General features: G+C 39.7%; 10 protein-coding genes. 6 read left to right on the top strand and 4 right to left on the bottom strand.

Going from position 1 to position 16,762, the window contains the following annotated elements; genetic code table 11:
• The first annotated feature begins 31 nt into the window (after positions 1-31).
• The 5 genes from FCS21_RS05295 to pgi all read left to right on the top strand — a co-directional run bounded on the left by FCS21_RS05295 (position 32) and on the right by pgi (position 7,125).
• Positions 32-1,933 (top strand): nucleoside-diphosphate sugar epimerase/dehydratase, encoded by a 1,902-nt coding sequence (locus tag FCS21_RS05295; protein WP_138621158.1) that lies wholly within the window; start codon positions 32-34, stop codon positions 1,931-1,933.
• Positions 1,934-1,976: 43 nt separating this feature from the next.
• On the top strand, positions 1,977-2,879 hold the full coding sequence (gene galU, locus FCS21_RS05290) for a UTP--glucose-1-phosphate uridylyltransferase GalU (protein ID WP_138621156.1): 903 nt from the start codon (positions 1,977-1,979) through the stop codon (positions 2,877-2,879).
• Between the two features lie 780 nt (positions 2,880-3,659).
• Positions 3,660-4,046: a type VII toxin-antitoxin system MntA family adenylyltransferase antitoxin gene (gene mntA, locus FCS21_RS05285; protein ID WP_138621154.1), complete on the top strand. Its 387-nt coding sequence runs from the start codon at positions 3,660-3,662 to the stop codon at positions 4,044-4,046.
• Between the two features lies 1 nt (position 4,047).
• Positions 4,048-4,455: a type VII toxin-antitoxin system HepT family RNase toxin gene (gene hepT / locus FCS21_RS05280; protein WP_138621152.1), complete on the top strand. Its 408-nt coding sequence runs from the start codon at positions 4,048-4,050 to the stop codon at positions 4,453-4,455.
• Positions 4,456-5,457: 1,002 nt separating this feature from the next.
• Entirely contained in the window at positions 5,458-7,125 is a 1,668-nt protein-coding gene (gene pgi, locus FCS21_RS05275; protein WP_138621150.1) for a glucose-6-phosphate isomerase, read from the top strand.
• A 338-nt stretch (positions 7,126-7,463) separates the two neighbouring features.
• Here the strand turns inward: pgi and FCS21_RS05270 are convergent, their stop codons facing one another.
• The 4 genes from FCS21_RS05270 to cmoA form a co-directional block, all read right to left on the bottom strand.
• Entirely contained in the window at positions 7,464-8,546 is a 1,083-nt protein-coding gene (locus FCS21_RS05270; protein ID WP_138621149.1) for a patatin-like phospholipase family protein, read from the bottom strand.
• A gap of 986 nt (positions 8,547-9,532) precedes the next feature.
• Positions 9,533-10,891 carry an anti-phage deoxyguanosine triphosphatase gene (locus FCS21_RS05265; protein ID WP_138621147.1) on the bottom strand — a complete coding sequence of 453 codons (1,359 nt, stop codon included), beginning with the start codon at positions 10,889-10,891 and terminating at the stop codon, positions 9,533-9,535.
• Between the two features lie 449 nt (positions 10,892-11,340).
• Positions 11,341-12,309: a tRNA 5-methoxyuridine(34)/uridine 5-oxyacetic acid(34) synthase CmoB gene (gene cmoB, locus FCS21_RS05260; RefSeq protein ID WP_138621145.1), complete on the bottom strand. Its 969-nt coding sequence runs from the start codon at positions 12,307-12,309 to the stop codon at positions 11,341-11,343.
• A gap of 49 nt (positions 12,310-12,358) precedes the next feature.
• Positions 12,359-13,093, bottom strand: a complete 735-nt coding sequence (gene cmoA / locus FCS21_RS05255) for a carboxy-S-adenosyl-L-methionine synthase CmoA (RefSeq protein ID WP_138621143.1) — start codon at positions 13,091-13,093, stop codon at positions 12,359-12,361.
• A gap of 136 nt (positions 13,094-13,229) precedes the next feature.
• On the opposite strand from cmoA, the gene FCS21_RS05250 reads away from it, so the two are divergent.
• Positions 13,230-16,238 carry a transporter substrate-binding domain-containing protein gene (locus tag FCS21_RS05250; protein WP_246047033.1) on the top strand — a complete coding sequence of 1,003 codons (3,009 nt, stop codon included), beginning with the start codon at positions 13,230-13,232 and terminating at the stop codon, positions 16,236-16,238.
• Positions 16,239-16,762: the final 524 nt, after the last annotated feature.

Below are 16,762 nucleotides of genomic sequence, written 5' to 3'. Positions count from 1 at the left end.
TAGAAAAGTTATTACTAAGCAATATTTTTATATGAATTTTTTATTTCAAGCATCAAGACCTGCAAAACGTGTTATTTCTCTTTTAGCTGATTTTATTTTTGTTAGCGTTGCTTTTTGGGCTGCAATGCTCGTTCGATTAGATAGTATTGATATTCTTTTTAATACCTCCTCTTGGATATTGCTTGCTTCTTTGCTGCCTATAGCCTTAATTGCTAATATTAAACTTGGTTTATACCGGGCAGTTCTTCGATATATAAATAGTAAAGCAGCGATAACCATCGCTTTGTCAGTATGCGTCACTACTGTGTCTTTAGTTTTCTTATCTTTCTTTTTAAATATAGGTTTACCTCGTACTGTTCCTGTAATATTTGCCGCTTTTTTATTGGTTTTAGTGGGTGGCAGTCGGTTTTTAATAAGAACATTATTATCAACTTCACCAATAAAGAATAAGCATAAAGAAAAAGTTATCATCTATGGTGCTGGTTCTTCGGGAAGGCAACTTGCACAGTCTTTACTACATGGTGATGAATATTATCCTATTGCATTTATTGATGACGACGTTAGGTTTCATAAAAGAATTATTCAAGGTATTACTGTTTATAGTCGTAATGACCTTCCGCAATTAATTGAAAAGCATTCTATTCGCCGTATTTTACTTGCTATGCCAAGAGAGAGTAAAAAACGTATAGCTCGAGTGCTAAATAAAATTGAGTCGTTACGTGTAGAAATACTTTCTATTCCAGGCTCAGCTGATTTAGTGAGTGGCAAAGCTAAAATTGATGAACTACGTGAAGTGTCTATTGAGGATTTACTTGGACGTGATGCCGTTAAACCCGATCATTCGTTATTAAAAGCGAATATATTCGAAAAAGTTGTCATGGTTACCGGTGCAGGTGGCTCTATTGGCTCAGAGCTTTGCCGGCAAATATTACTACAAAAACCAACAAAACTGATTTTATTCGAACTATCGGAATTTGCTTTATATCAAATTAATGGTGAGCTGCAAAAACAAGCCGCTGAATTAGGCGGCGATTGTCAGGTATTAGCCTTACTTGGTTCTGTGCAGAGAAAAAATAGAATGATGACTATTATGCGTACTTTTAATGTGCAAACGGTTTATCACGCGGCCGCTTATAAACATGTACCGGTGGTTGAACATAATGTTGTTGAAGGTGTTAGAAACAATATTTTTGGTACACTTTATGCGGCAGAGGCTGCTATGGAAGCTAACGTTGAAACATTTGTGCTTATATCAACGGATAAAGCAGTGCGACCAACCAATGTTATGGGTACAACCAAACGCATGGCAGAGTTAATTTTACAGGCGCTAGCTCAAAAGCAATCTACTACACGTTATTGTATGGTTCGTTTTGGTAATGTTTTAGGCTCATCAGGCTCAGTTGTGCCTTTATTTAGAGAGCAAATAAAGTCAGGTGGGCCTATTACGGTAACTCACCCTGATATTATTCGTTACTTTATGACTATACCTGAAGCGGCTCAATTAGTTATCCAGGCGGGTGCTATGGGAACCGGTGGTGATGTATTTGTTTTAGATATGGGAGATCCTGTTAAAATTTCTAATCTTGCTATCAAAATGCTGCACTTAAGCGGAATGAGTGTTAAAAACGAAGTTAATCCTGATGGTGATATTGCTATTGAATATACCGGTCTTAGACCAGGTGAGAAGTTGTTTGAAGAGTTATTAATAGGTGATGATGTAACACAAACAGACCACCGTCGAATTATGTCAGCGCATGAAACATCGTTGACATGGAAAGCCCTAGAAAAATTACTCATTCAACTTGATGATGCCTGTCATAACTTTGCACACGAAGAAATACGTAGATTACTGTTAGAGGCTCCTACTGGCTTTGCACCGAAAGATGGTATTTGTGATCTTGTTTGGCAAGAAAAAGAAAAAATCGAACATTAATATTTGAAAGTTAAAACTTCAAGTTAAAAATTTAAGGATAAAAATGCCAAACAGAATTAAAAAAGCAGTAATCCCAGTAGCCGGTTTAGGTACGCGGATGCTACCTGCAACCAAAGCAATCCCGAAAGAAATGTTACCTATTGTCGATAAACCTATGATTCAATACATAGTAGACGAGTGTGTTGCAGCAGGTATTAAAGAAATCGTGTTAGTTACGCATTCTTCAAAAAATGCCATTGAAAACCATTTTGATAAATCTTTTGAGCTGGAAACCACCCTAGAGAAACGGGTTAAACGTCAGTTGCTTGATGAAATTCAAGCGATATGCCCGAAAGATGTCACTATATTGCACGTTCGCCAAGGTGAGGCGAAAGGTTTAGGTCATGCGGTCTTAAAAGCGCGGCCTATTATTGGTAATGAGCCTTTTGTGGTGGTGTTACCTGATGTGATTTTAGATGATGCAACCGCCGATTTAAAAACTGAGAATTTATCAGCGATGTTAAGCCGTTATAACGAAGTTGGTGGTTATAGCCAAATTATGGTTGAACCAGTGCCTATGGAGCAAGTCAGTAGTTATGGTGTGGTTGATTGTGGTGGTGTTGAACTTGCCCCTGGTGAGTCAAAAGCGATGACCGCCATTGTTGAAAAACCAGCTATTGATGAAGCGCCATCAAACTTAGCGGTAGTAGGTCGTTATGTATTATCAGAAAAAATCTGGGATTTGTTAAAGTTAACGCCTCCTGGTGCTGGTGATGAAATTCAATTAACCGATGCGATTGCGATGTTAATGGAAAAAGAAACCGTTGAAGCGTTTCATATGACCGGAAAGTCACATGATTGTGGCTCTAAGTTAGGTTATATGAAAGCCAATGTTGAATATGGCTTACGTCATCCTGAGTTAGCTGATGATTTTAAGGCTTATTTGCAAGAAATTGTTAAAAACTAAAGCTATTGAACCACCGAGGGCGAGGGCACAGAGGCTTCGCTCACCGAGAAGACAAAAGCAATATTAGTTTGATGGCCTAAAGGCCAACCTACACAAGCAGTGTAGGTTGGTTTGTGGTATTTGTAGGTCGGGCTTTAGCCCGTCAAGTATCACAAAGTGACATAGTTTTCTGTAGGTCGGGCTTTAGCCCGTCAAGTATCACAAAGTGACATAGTTTTCTGTAGGTCGGCTTTAGCCCGTCAAAAAGCACTCAAAATCATTCGGTAATCATTAAAAAACAATATTACCATGATGGCCTAAAGGCCAACCTACAATTAGGTCATGCTGGTGTTTTTAACGTCTTCCTGAACTCGTTTCAGGATCTTATGAGTTTGGTCGGTGTTGTAGGTCGGGCTTTAGCCCGTCAAAATCTAGATGCTGAAACCGTCACCCTGAATTTATTTCAGGGTCAGCATGACGTAGTGTCGTCACCATATGCGTTACCACGCAGAGCGTGGGAACGAGGCTCGAGTCTGGGTCAGTATGACGAGGTTTTAACGTCTTCCTGAACTCGTTTCGGGATCTCATGAGTTTGGCCGGTGTTGTAGGTCGGGCTTTAGCCCGTCAAACTAATCTATTAATTATGTTTTTTGATGGGCTAAAGCCCAACCTACATAAGAATGGATTTCCGTTCAGACACTTAGCCTTGTTCCGACGCAGAGCGCGAGAACGAGATCTAGGTGAGTTAAGCTTAGTGTTTTAATCGTTATTAACTTTTGTTATTTCTTGTGAGGTCTTTCTATGGCTATTAATTTTAACAGACATCTTATTACTGCTATTAAACAGTATCTCCCTGAGGTTAAACTGTTATATTTATTTGGCTCTTATGCTAGCGGCCAGCAACATAAAAATAGTGATATTGATTTAGCCGTGCTGTTACCACAAAAAATATCTACAGTTGCTCGTTGGGAAGTACAGCAAAAATTAACGTTAGAATTTAATGTTGATATTGATTTAATTGATTTATTATCAGCCTCTACGGTTATGCAAAATGAAATTATTAACAAAGGAATTTGTTTATATGATGCTGAGGATTATCAAGGGTTGTTTGAAATGCAAGTTATCTCTATGTACCAGCACTTAAATGAAGAGCGTGCATCGTTACTAGCCGCATTTAAAGGAACGTAATATGGATGATGTACTGTTAAATAAGTTAGCTACGATAGCTCGTTGCTTAAAGCGTATTCGAGATGTTTACGCAGAAGCCGGCAGTAATTTTACCCATGATTACACTAGACAAGACTCTGTTATTTTAAACCTGCAACGAGCTTGTGAAGCGTCAATTGATATAGCTAATTATTTGAATAAAAAAGGGCAATTAGGTATACCACAAAGTAGTCGTGATAGCTTTGAGCTACTAAGCTCAGCCGGTATTATTTCAGTTTCTGTTGCGACTAGTTTAAAGAAAATGATCGGGTTACGTAATATAGCAGTTCATGAGTATAGAGAGCTAAATATGGATATTGTTGAAGTGGTAATTAACAATCATTTGGTTGACTTTGAATTATTTGCTAGTGAAATTAAAAAAGAACTTTAGCTATTCAAAAAACTAAAGATTTTGAACCACCGAGGTCACTAAGGCTTCGGTATTTGTAGGTCGGGCTTTAGCCCGTCATTAAAAAGCAATATTACTGTGATGGCCTAAAGGCCAACCTACACAAGAAGTGTAGGTGGTGGTTTGTGGTATTCGCTACGTAGGTCGGGCTTTAGCCCGTCAAAAATATCAAAAAATAATAGTAGTGTGATGGCCTAAAGGCCAACCTACACAAGAAGTGTAGGTGGTGGTTTGTGGTATTCGCTACGTAGGTCGGGCTTTAGCCCGTCAAAAATATCAAAAAATAATAGTAGTGTGATGGCCTAAAGGCCAACCTACACAAAAGGTGTAGGTGGTGGTTGGTGGTGTTCACTACGTAGGTCGGGCTTTAGCCCGTCAAAAATATCAAAGAGTAATAGTAGTGTGATGGCCTAAAGGCCAACCTACACAAGAAGTGTAGGTTGTTGTGGTATTCGCTACGTAGGTCGGGCTTTAGCCCGTCAAAAATATCAAAAAATAATAGTAGTGTGATGCCCTAAAGGCCAACCTACACAAGAAGTGTAGGTGGTGGTTGGTGGTGTTCACTACGTAGGTCGGGCTTTAGCCCGTCAAAAGCTATCAACAATAGTATTACCGTGACGGCCTAAAGGCCAACCTACAATTAGGTCATGACGGTGTTTTAACGTCTTGTGAGTTTGGTCGGTGTTGTAGGTCGGGCTTTAGCCCGTCAAAATCTAGATGCTGAAACCGTCACCCTGAATTTATTTCAGGGGCAGCATGACGGTGTTTTAACGTTTTCCTGAACTCGTTTCAGGATCTCATGAGTTTGGTCGATGTTGTAGGTCGGGCTTTAGCCCGTCAAAAAAGCATTCGAAAAGCTCTTGGGAATTATTAGAAACAATATTACTGTGATGGCCTAAAGGCCAATCTACACGGTACAAAAAATAGCATTGTTGAGGCAAACATCGATCTACATGATCATTATAAGGGAAATAACAATCATCTATGAATATTCAAAAGTTAACCTCATTGGCGCAAACGGCTAAAACCCGCTCAATTTTCTCCTTATTCTCTGAAAGCAATCATTCTAAAGATGAAGGCTCCAAAAATCGCGCTAATGACTTTTCTTTATCAGCCGCGCATTTATACCTCGACTACTCTAAGCAAAATATTAACGAAGCTGAATTTGAGCAACTCATTGATATAGCAAAAGAGGCTGGTTTAGCAGAAGCAATAACCAAGCAGTTTAGTGGCGTAAAAATTAATAATACAGAAGGGCGATCGGTATTACATACGGTATTAAGAGCGCCTACCTTGGTTAAGCAGCAGGTACTTGGTGATACCTTGGCTAATGAGGTTGAAGCTGCAGAGCAGCAGATGATAAAAATTGTTGATGATGTACAGCAAGGTTTATTAACCAGTCATACCGGTCAGCGCTTTACTGATGTTGTAGCTCTTGGTATTGGTGGCTCATATTATGGCGTTAAAGTTGGTTTGTCTGCACTAGCGCCATACCATAATACTGGCCTAACAGTCCATGTAGTGGCTAATGTTGATGGTGGCGCGCTTGAAGAGAAGTTAATTAAGCTTAATGTTGATACCACGCTAGTTGTGGTTATTTCTAAAACTTTTACCACCCAAGAAACCATACTTAATGCGAATGCGGTTAAGCAGTGGATGTTATCTGCTGTGGTATCTAAAGGCGTTAATGTTAAAAGATCGGTTATTGAAAAGCAGTGGTTTGCGGTCAGTACTAATATTGAGGCAGTAATAGCCTTTGGTATTAAAGCTGAGCATATATTACCTATGTGGGATTGGGTTGGCGGTCGATTTTCTTTATGGTCTGCAGTGGGTTTACCCTTAGCGCTTGCTATTGGTAATGATCACTTTGCCAAGTTAAAAGCGGGTGCTTATGAGATGGATCAGCATTTTACTTCAGCTGATTTTAGAGACAATATGCCGGTAATTATGGCATTACTTGGTATTTGGAATCGTAATGCTCTTGAGTATCCTAGCTTAGCTATTTTACCTTATGCGCATTCGTTGCGTGCTTTACCTGGTTACTTACAGCAAACAGATATGGAAAGTAATGGTAAGTCTGTTTCCAGGCAGGGTGATAAATTACCTTGGTTAACCGCTCCGGTAGTGTTCGGTCAAGAAGGCACTAACGGCCAACACGCTTTTATGCAGTTAATGCATCAAAGTGATGACATTATTCCGACAGACTTTATTGTTGCTTTAAAAGGGCGTAGCCAATATACCCAGAATCATAAGGTATTGGTGGCTAATTGTTTTGCGCAAAGTGAAGCATTGATGCAAGGAAAAACATTAGCACAAGTTAACACTGAGCTGGTAAATAGCGGTTTATCTGCTGAAGAAGTTAGCCGCCTTGCGCCGCATAAAACGATGAAAGGTAATACCCCGAGTAACACGTTAGTGATGGATTTGTTAACGCCTGAAGCTATTGGTGCTTTGTTTGCGCTATATGAGCATAAGATTTTTGTACAAGGGGTTATTTGGGGTATCAACTCTTATGATCAATGGGGCGTTGAGTTAGGAAAGCAGTTAGGCGCTAGCGTTTTAGCGGCTATTGATGGTGTTGAAGGCTTTGAAAAGGAAACGTTATCAGCTTCAAGCCAAGGGTTAATTGCGATGTTTAAAGCCACTACGTAGGTCGTAGTTTGTGGTGTCTCTACGTAGGTCGGGGTTTGTGGTGTGCACTATGTAGGTCGGCCTTTAGGCCGTCAGAGCAATAAGACAAATATTACCGTGATGGCCTAAAGGCCAACCTACATAAAAATGGATTCCCGATAGGACAATTCGGGAATGACGCTGTTGGTTGGAGTGCAGATTTTTTTTGGCTCTTAACGTAACAGGCACTTGTGGTTTGTCACTACGTAGGTCGGGCTTTAGCCCGTCAAAAACCATTAACAATAGTATTACCGTGATGGCCTAAAGGCCAACCTACATAAAGTTGATAGGTTAAACCATTGTCTACATAAGGTATTGATTTATGGTGTAAAGGCTTTTATTTGGCTTATACCTTGTTTGGTAACAAACTCATGAAAGCATTCGGCTAATATATCTGTTTGAGTTAATACTTGCTGCCAGTAGTTAATTCGAGTATTGGCATCTAACTTAGTAAAGTCAGTTCTATCGGGTATTTTACTAAAAGGCAGTGATTTAATAAACTTTTTAGAAGGTGACAGTAATACGGTATTGTCATAACTACTCGCTAGCACTTTACGTGTCGAGTTTTTGTCAAACCATCCTGCTTTGGGTTCGCTACTAAAGTGCGGATACAATGTTAAGCCGCACTCATTAGGGTTATTCTTTGTTACAACACTACTTTTTTGCAGTGAAAAATCAAAGTGGTAATCAATAATACCACCATCTCGATAAGTTCCTTTTGCCGCTCCTTGAATATTTTTAACACCCGACATTACCAAGGGGATTGAACCTGAAGCCAGTACTGCGCTTTTAATATTTTCACGGGTTAAGTTTTGGTAAACAGTGTTAAAGTTATATGGGTCATTTATTAGCAAGTTACTGCTGGGCTGTTTAAATATATAACGTTGGTATTGCTTAGCGAGTAATTTTCTATCAAGCTTGTTCAGTAACCAACTATTAAATAAACCAGCCGTTTGCATTACTTTATTATCACTGGCGGTTAAACCATTACATTTAGCCACTAAAAAGTGTGCTTTAAAAATGTTGTTATTGATTACTTCATCAGCACGGTTGTCAGTAAATAGCTGGTTAACTATGTCAGCGGCTTTAGTCGATATTTCTTTTGCACTCGGTTTTTTAGAGTAAACCATATTGGCATAATTATAAGCCAAACCTTCAATGGCTTGCACAGGATTACTTTGTGTTAAACAGGCTGCGCGAAAAGCACCAGCGCTTGAGCCGAGTAAATTAAGCTCGGTGTTTCTATTGTGAAAAAACTCGCCAAATAGGTATTTGTCTAAGCCAAAGACCGTAAACCATTTAGGTCCACCACTGGCACCTAAAAAATGAGTAAATAGCTCTTGGTTAAAGCCTTGTTCTTGAATGGTCTTTAAGGCATTTTTGCCTGCGTATATTTCTAGCATTGTCGCAATGTTCTCATTTTTATCTTTTGGTGGAGCTTACCGCGTTAGCTTAACTGACTTTTATCAGTAAGGCATTAATAGTTTATTTAACGTAGGTCGGGGTTTGTGGTATCTCTACGTAGGTCGGGCTTTAGCCCGTCTAAAACCATTAACAATAGTATTACCGTGATGGCCTAAAGGCCGACCTACACAAAAAGTGCAGGTTGGGGTTGGTGGTGTCTCTAGGTAGGTCGGGCTTTAGCCCGTCAAAAACCATTAACAATAGTATTGCCGTGACGGCCTAAAGGCCGACCTACACAAGAAGTACAGGTGATGGTTTTTGGTGTCTCTATGTAGGTCGGGCTTTAGCCCGTCAAAAGCGTCAAAGAATAATATTAGTGTGACGGCCTAAAGGCCTACCTACATAAAAAGTGCAGGTTGGGGTTGGTGGTGTCTCTATGTAGGTCGGGCTTTAGCCCGTCTAAAACCATTAACAATAGTATTACTGTGACGGCCTAAAGGCCAACCTACACAAGCAGTGCAGGTTGGGGTTGGTGGTATCTCTACGTAGGTCGGGCTTTAGCCCGTCAAAAGCGTCAAAGAATAATATTAGTGTGATGGCCTAAAGGCCAACCTACACAAAAAGTGCAGGTGATGGTTTTTGGTATCTTTACGTAGGTCGGGCTTTAGCCCGTCAAAAGCGTCAAAGAATAATATTAGTGTGATGGCCTAAAGGCCAACCTACACAAGAAGTACAGGTGATGGTTTTTGGTGTCTCTATGTAGGTCGGGCTTTAGCCCGTCAAAAACCATTAACAATAGTATTACCGTGATGGCCTAAAGGCCAACCTACACAAAAAGTGCAGGTTGGGGGTTGTGGTATCTCTAGGTAGGTCGGGCTTTAGCCCGTCTAAAACCATTAACAATAGTATTACTGTGACGGCCTAAAGGCCAACCTACACAAAAAGTGCAGGTGATGGTTTGTGGTGTTTCTACGTAGGGCTGGTTTTAGTTTAATTGGTAAGTTGACGAACCATGCACACTAAACAGTGATTGATAAAGGCGTGTGGCATAGTCATCGGTCATACCTGCAATGTAGTCAGCTATTATTCGCTGGGGATTTTTATTGTCATCTACGGCTTGTTGCCAACGTTTAGCGCTATTACTGGGCAGTAAGCGCATAGGGTCAGATGATAACGCTTCAAAAAGCTCCATCACTATTTGCTGACCTTTATATTCCAAGCGTTGCAAGCTGGTTAATTTAATCACATAAAAGTAAACAAAGTCTTTAAATATTTGCAGTGCTTTGGCGGTAGGTGTTGATAAGGTTGCGTTATAGCGAAGTAGCGGCTCGGCAAAATTTATATCGTTTTGTTTATTTAAATCAGTAATCTCTATGGCGGTAATCAGGTAGTTTACTAAGCCGCCAATAGCATCTTTTTGCAAGTGATGGTGATCACTAAAAAGCTTATTTGCTAACGTTTTACTGTATTTTTTTAGCCATACATCGTCTATTTTTTGCAGTTTTTGTATGACTTCACGATCAAAATCATCACGGTTAACCACTTTCGTTACTATGGCATCTTCAAGATCATGAATGCCATAAGCAATGTCATCGGCTAGTTCCATAATTGAGCAATCTAATGATTTGAAGAGGGTTTTATAATGGTGGCTTTTACCTTGGAGCGCGTTCTCTTGGCAACTGATGCTTTGAAATAAAGTGCGATCAGCTTGTGATAAGGGGGCAAGTATCCAGTCAATAATGTCTTGATCATCACTATATAAGCCTTTAGGTGGATGCCATTCGTCGGCTTTAAGTTGTCGAAAATTACCAATAGTGCTTGGTTTTATAGCTTTACAGAGTGTGTCTATCAACTGTGGATATTTCATTAATCCCAGTAGTGTTCTACGGGTTAAATTCATACCAAAGTGTTCACTAAAGGTTTCTAAACGAGCCACTATACGTAGTGTTTGGCCATTGCCTTCAAAACCACCATGATCACGCATCATATAATTTAGCGCTATTTCACCACCATGACCAAAAGGAGGGTGGCCAATATCATGAGCTAAGCAAATGGTTTCAATTAAGCTATCGCTATTGAGGAGAAGCGCTTCGCACAGAGCAGGCTCTTTGCTGCGTAGCTGTGCGGTAATACCTGAGCCTATTTGCGCCGCTTCTAATGAATGCGTTAAACGCGTACGGTAAAAGTCACTTTGACCGCTACCCATTACTTGGGTTTTAGATTGTAAGCGGCGAAAGGAGGCAGAATGTAGTATTCGAGCGCGATCGCGCTGAAAAGGGTCTCGGTGATCTTGCTGCCTGTTAGTTACTTTTTTAAGTCGTCTTGCTAACCACACATCGTTCATAGCATTCCTTAGCGTAAACTTGATTAACGCTTGAGTTAAACAGGGTTGTTTTTACTAAATAAGATAAGTTAAGTCATTATAACTTAACCTATTTACTGGGAAATTAGTAGTGAGATATGAGTAGATTACCGTTTGTTTTTTATCATGTTTTGCCAGATATTGTCGAGGCAAGCATCGACCTACGTGTAAATTTATTTGTAGGTCGGCACGAGCGCAGTGAGGCCCGACGGTTTGATCAAAAATGATGGCGGTTATCTCATATTCCCTTTCAGGGACTTTGTCGAGGCAAGCATCGACCTACGTGTAAATTTATTTGTAGGTCGGCACGAGCGCAGTGAGGCCCGACGGTTTGATCAAAAATGATGGCGGTTATCTCATATTCCCTTTCAGGGACTTTGTCGAGGCAAGCATCGACCTACGCGTAATCGGTGGTTCAACATCTTTAGCTTTTAAGTATTAGCAATAAATATTGCTCGTTTGGGAGCAGGGTAACCTTCTATAGTTTTACTGCTGTCATCAGGGTCAAGAAAATCTTGTAATGACTCAGTATCTATCCACTGGGTTTTTCGTTGCTCGTCTATAGCGGTGATGTCGGTGTTTACTACGCGAACATTGCTAAATCCACAGCGCTCTAACCAAGCACACATCGCTTTTTCACTGGGTAAAAACCAGACATTACGCATTTTAGCGTAACGTTCACCAGGGACTAATACGGTGTTTTCATCGCCATCAACAATGAGGGTTTCTAACACTAATTCGCCGCCTTTAACTAGCTGGGCTTTTAATTGGTAAAGAAAATCTATCGGTGAACGACGATGATACAATACCCCCATGGCAAAAACCGTATCAAACGCCTTTAGCTCAGGGAGTTGTTCAACGCCTAGTGGTAATAAATGTACTTGGTCATCATCTATAAAATGCTTTATGGCATTAAATTGCATTAAAAATAGCTGAGTTGGGTCAATACCCACCACAAACTTTGCACCTGCGCCGCGCATACGCCATAAGTGATAGCCGCTACCGCAACCAATATCTAATACGTACTTACCTGATAAATCACTAATATGCTCAGCTAAACGATCCCATTTAAAATCACTACGCCATTCGGTGTCAATGTGTAAGCCATGAATATGGTACGGGCCTTTACGCCAAGGTTTAAACTTTTTCATTAAATTTTCAAGGCGTTTAAATTGTCCCTGATCTAAATCACCGAGTTCACCTACTTTAACGGTATTAACAATATCAATGCTGGCATCTGTGCTAACAACAGGTAAGGCATCGAGTGTTTTTTGCCAATGCTTAAATTCGCCATGCAGGTTGTTTTCATGCCAGTCGCTTAATTGTGCTGGTAGGGTATTTAGCCAATGACCTAAACGATTAGTCGCAATTTGTTGATAAAAGTGGTTAAAGTGTTTCATAAATGTCTACTATGTCGTTGGAATGTGGCGTATTGGTTATTTGACAGTGCTACTTAATAGCGATAAGTGAAGTGAAATTAAAGCATTGAAACCATAATGATGCGTGGCTAAAGCCTGCTTGGTGTAAACGCTCTTTATGTACCTCAAGCGTATCGGTTAGCATCACTTTTTCAAGCGCGCTGCGTTTTTGTGCAACTTCTAATTCACTATAACCATTATCGCCTTTAAATTTATGGTGTAAGTCAATGAGTACATCATCAATAACGTTATCATCACTGGATATTTTTTCAGACAGCACCAATAAACCACCTGGGTTTAAGCCTTTAGCTATCGTCGTTAGTAAGGCTTGTCGTTGTGATTTTTCAATAAACTGTAAAGTGAAATTTAACACCACCATAGAAGCATTTTCTATGTTAATGTCTTGAATATTACCTTCAATAATACTTACCGGTGTTTTACCTTTAAAAGCCTCAACATGCATTTTACATCGTTTAACCATATCGCTTGAATTATCAACGCCAATAATTTTACAGTTGTTGGCACTAATTCCTTTACGCATAGCGAGTGTTGCTGCGCCTAAAGAGCAGCCTAAATCATAAATATTACTATTATCTTGAACAAATTGTTGGCTAAGTCGACCTATAGTGTCGATAATAGTATTGTAACCTGGTACAGAGCGGGAGATCATGTCAGGGAAAACTTCCACAACTTGCGCATCAAAGGTAAAGTTTTTTACCTGTTTATGTGCTTGTGAATAAATTAAATCGGTATCAGAATCATGCATGGTGTTGATTATTTTCACTGTGGTGTTAGCGAACTATGATGTTAATAAACGCTGTCATCAAGTCGCCTTTTATATAAAGTATGATGACCTATTTTAACCGATCTTATTAGCAACGCTATATTTATAGGGTATTTTTTTGAGCTTTTTTTATAAACCACGTTATTATTCTATTGCCGTAGCGATTTTTTTTGTTTTTTCAAGCGGGCTAGTGTATGCGAAAAGTGAGGTAAATGGTGTTAATGAAGCGCTAAAGCAAGTTTCAAACAATGCATTAAAGCAAGCATCAACTCAAACGCCTGAAAAAGTCACTAATGACGTAACTAATCAGATAGTTAATCAGACAGCTAACGCTGATTATGTAGTGACTAAGCAGCCATTAACTATTGCTATTAATAAAACCTCTTTTCCCTATCATACCATTGATAAACAAGGTCAAGTGATTGGGTTGATGGCTGATATGTGGCGTTTATGGGCTAAAAAGCAGCAAGTCACTATTAAGTTTGTGCTGTTACCTTGGTTAGAAACGCTAAATGAAGTCGCTAAAGGTAATGTTGATATTCATGGCGGTTTAGTCATCACAGCGTTAAGGCAAGAAACCTTACAATTTAGCCAACCTCTGTTTTCTATTTATACCCACCTTTATATTCATAAAAAACTCAATACGGTAAATAGCTTAGCTGATTTAAAACCCTATAGTATCGGTGTTGTTAAAGGCTCTGTTCATCTTGAAGGCTTACAAAGAAACCAGCCCGAATTAGCGTTGAAAATTTATGATAGTTATCCTGATTTATACCAAGCAGCATTAGATAATGAGGTGTTGGTGTTTGCAGGGTTAGAAAAGCTTAACGATGAGCTCTCTGATTACGATAGCTTAAAACAACGCTTTCCTACCTATAAGCTCTTGCGCTATCAACAAAGTGATTACGGTGTCGCAGTGGCTAAAAACAGGCCTAATTTACTGCCTTTTATTGACCAAGGATTTGCAAAAATATCAATACAAGAGCGAAATCTTATCGAACAACAATGGTTAGGATTTACCAAGCCGGAAAATAGCTTACTTATCGCTTTTTCATCGAATAATCCTCCTTATATGGGCGTTAGTCCCTTAGGTAAGCCACAAGGTCTACTGATTGATGTCTGGCGCTTATGGTCTAAACACGTGGGTATAAAAGTGGATTTTGTTGCCCGTGATATGATAGAGGCACTCGAGATGGTCGCGCAGCAAAAAGTCGATATAGTGTTAGCTTACCCTGAACATGCTCAGATTACTGAAAACACTTTATTTACCAAGGCTATTTACTCATCTAAGGCGCAGGTGTTTGTTCATAATAATATGAACGATATTGAAGGCCTTAACATTGAATCCATTGAGCAATTTACCCAACAGTTTAGTGATAAGGTTATCGGTATCTGGCAAAACTCAACGATTAAAGAGCAAGTGTTAGCGGCGTACCCTAGGTTGAATCTTCGTTATTTTAGTAGTATTGACGAGATGTTTGTGGCGGCAGAGCAAAAAGAAATAGCGGCTATGATTGGTTTGGTTAATGTAGTGCAAGCAAAGCTGGAGCAAGGTAATTTGCAAACACATTTTTATTTGTTAGACAGTCCAGTGTTTAGCGTGAAGTTAGCGCCTGTAATCCATCAAAAAAATTATAAGTTAGCACAAGTGATTAATACTGGCTTTAACGAGTTAGATATTAATACTTTAATAAGTATTGAAGACCAGTGGTTAAAGGATAATAAGGGCAAATCGTATTATAAACAACAGGCACAAAAGATTGTCTTAAGTGATAGCGAAAAAGCCTTTCTAGCCGCTAATGAAAATATAAGATTAGGTTTTATTAATGACCTCTCACCGGTTGAATTTAGTGATGAAAAGGGTAAATTCTCTGGTATCAACCGCGATATCCTTAATTTAATCAGCGAACGAACGAGTATCGATTTTGACTTTGTTGCTTTTGATAACTGGCAGAAGCTATACGATGCTTTGTTAGCTAATGATGTCGATGTGATAGCGAGTATTGCGCCAACACCAGAGCGTGAAGGCCATATGCTTTTTTCTGAAAGTTATTGGAAAATGCCTTGGGTGATGTTGCATCCCCTTTATTATGGGCGTCAAACCAAGTTAGGCGATTTTAAGGGCAAGCAAGTCGCTATTGTTAAAGGCTATCACTTGATTGCTTGGTTACGCAAAACGTACCCGTTAATCACCTTTACGTTAGTTGAAAATCGCGAGCAAGGTTTAGTTGCCTTACAACAAGAGCGTGTTGATGGCTTTATTACTTCTGTCGCCTCGGCAACACAGCTGTTAAAGCAAGAAAATATTCTCACGCTAATGATGTCTATGATGGACGATGTCAGCATAAGTGACAGTCATTTTGCTATTCATAAAAAAATGCCATTATTAAAAGATATAATGAATAAAGGCTTATTATCAATTACTGAAAAAGAGAAACAAATTATTTACGATAATTGGTTTACGTTAGCGATTAATACCGGCTTTGATAAAAGCGTTGTTTTGCAGGTTGCGGCACAAGTTGGCGTTATAACGTTGTTGGTGCTGGGCGTTATTATTATGTGGAACAGAAGGTTACAAGTTGAAATTAAGCATCGAGAGCAACTTGAAAAAATAATGAAACATATGGCTACCCATGATGAACTCACTGGGCTAGCTAATCGAGTGTTATTAAAAGACAGGTTAAGTACCGCAATATCTTTTCACCAACGACAATCTCTTAAAATGGCGGTGCTATTTATCGATTTAGATGGCTTTAAAAACATTAACGATACTTATGGACATGATGTCGGTGATGAATTATTAAAACAAGTTGCTGCACGGTTGCAGGGCTGCGTGAGAAACTCAGATACCGTGGTACGTTTTGGCGGTGATGAATTTGTGTTATTGCTTACCGGTTTACATAGTTCTAACGAAGCCGCTTATGTGGCTGAAAAAGTATTAGAACTACTGCAAAAAGAGTTTGCACTCTTGAACGGCAAGTCAAAAATTAACGCGTCTATTGGTAGTAGTATCGGTATTGCGATGTATCCAGGCGATGGTGATAACGACACCGAGCTACTTAAAGTTGCTGATACTTTGATGTATAAAGTTAAAGCGGCCGGTAAAAACCATTATATTTTTAATTGATGTACGCGCGTTTTGTTACTACGTAGGTCGATGCTTGTGGTGTCATTATGTAGGTCGGGCTTTAGCCCGTCAAAAGCTATCAAAAATAATAGTAGTGTGATGGCCTAAAGGCCAACCTACACAAGCAGTGTAGGCGGTTTTGGTATTTGTAGGTCGGGCTTTAGCCCGTCAAAAGCTATCAAAAAATAATAGTAGTGTGATGGCCTAAAGGCCAACCTACACAAGCAGTGTAGGCGGTTTTGGTATTTGTAGGTCGGGCTTTAGCCCGTCAAAAGCTATCAAAAATAATAGTAGTGTGATGGCCTAAAGGCCAACCTACACAAGCAGTGTAGGTGGTTTTGGTATTTGTAGGTCGATGCTTGCCTCGAAAAAAAACTGCTATCGTTACCACGCGGAGCGTGGGAACCAGGCTCAAATTCACCACAAATCGTCGGGCCTCACTGCGTTCGTGCCGACCTACTAATACCTTAAGCCAATCGCTTTAATTTATCCATCTGCTTGTTCTTGGGTGACATTACTATTCA

It is taken from the genome of Colwellia ponticola (genome assembly GCF_005885605.1).
GTDB lineage: Bacteria > Pseudomonadota > Gammaproteobacteria > Enterobacterales > Alteromonadaceae > Colwellia > Colwellia ponticola.
This window is presented reverse-complemented; position numbering and strand designations above follow the sequence as displayed.

Bases quoted from the DNA above. Each gene is read 5' to 3' on its own strand.
- FCS21_RS05295 (WP_138621158.1), top strand. From the start codon at position 32: ATGAATTTTTTATTTCAAGCATCAAGACCTGCAAAACGTGTTATTTCT.
- galU (WP_138621156.1), top strand. From the start codon at position 1,977: ATGCCAAACAGAATTAAAAAAGCAGTAATCCCAGTAGCCGGTTTAGGT.
- mntA (WP_138621154.1), top strand. From the start codon at position 3,660: ATGGCTATTAATTTTAACAGACATCTTATTACTGCTATTAAACAGTAT.
- hepT (WP_138621152.1), top strand. From the start codon at position 4,048: ATGGATGATGTACTGTTAAATAAGTTAGCTACGATAGCTCGTTGCTTA.
- pgi (WP_138621150.1), top strand. From the start codon at position 5,458: ATGAATATTCAAAAGTTAACCTCATTGGCGCAAACGGCTAAAACCCGC.
- FCS21_RS05270 (WP_138621149.1), bottom strand. From the start codon at position 8,546: ATGCTAGAAATATACGCAGGCAAAAATGCCTTAAAGACCATTCAAGAA.
- FCS21_RS05265 (WP_138621147.1), bottom strand. From the start codon at position 10,891: ATGAACGATGTGTGGTTAGCAAGACGACTTAAAAAAGTAACTAACAGG.
- cmoB (WP_138621145.1), bottom strand. From the start codon at position 12,309: ATGAAACACTTTAACCACTTTTATCAACAAATTGCGACTAATCGTTTA.
- cmoA (WP_138621143.1), bottom strand. From the start codon at position 13,093: ATGCATGATTCTGATACCGATTTAATTTATTCACAAGCACATAAACAG.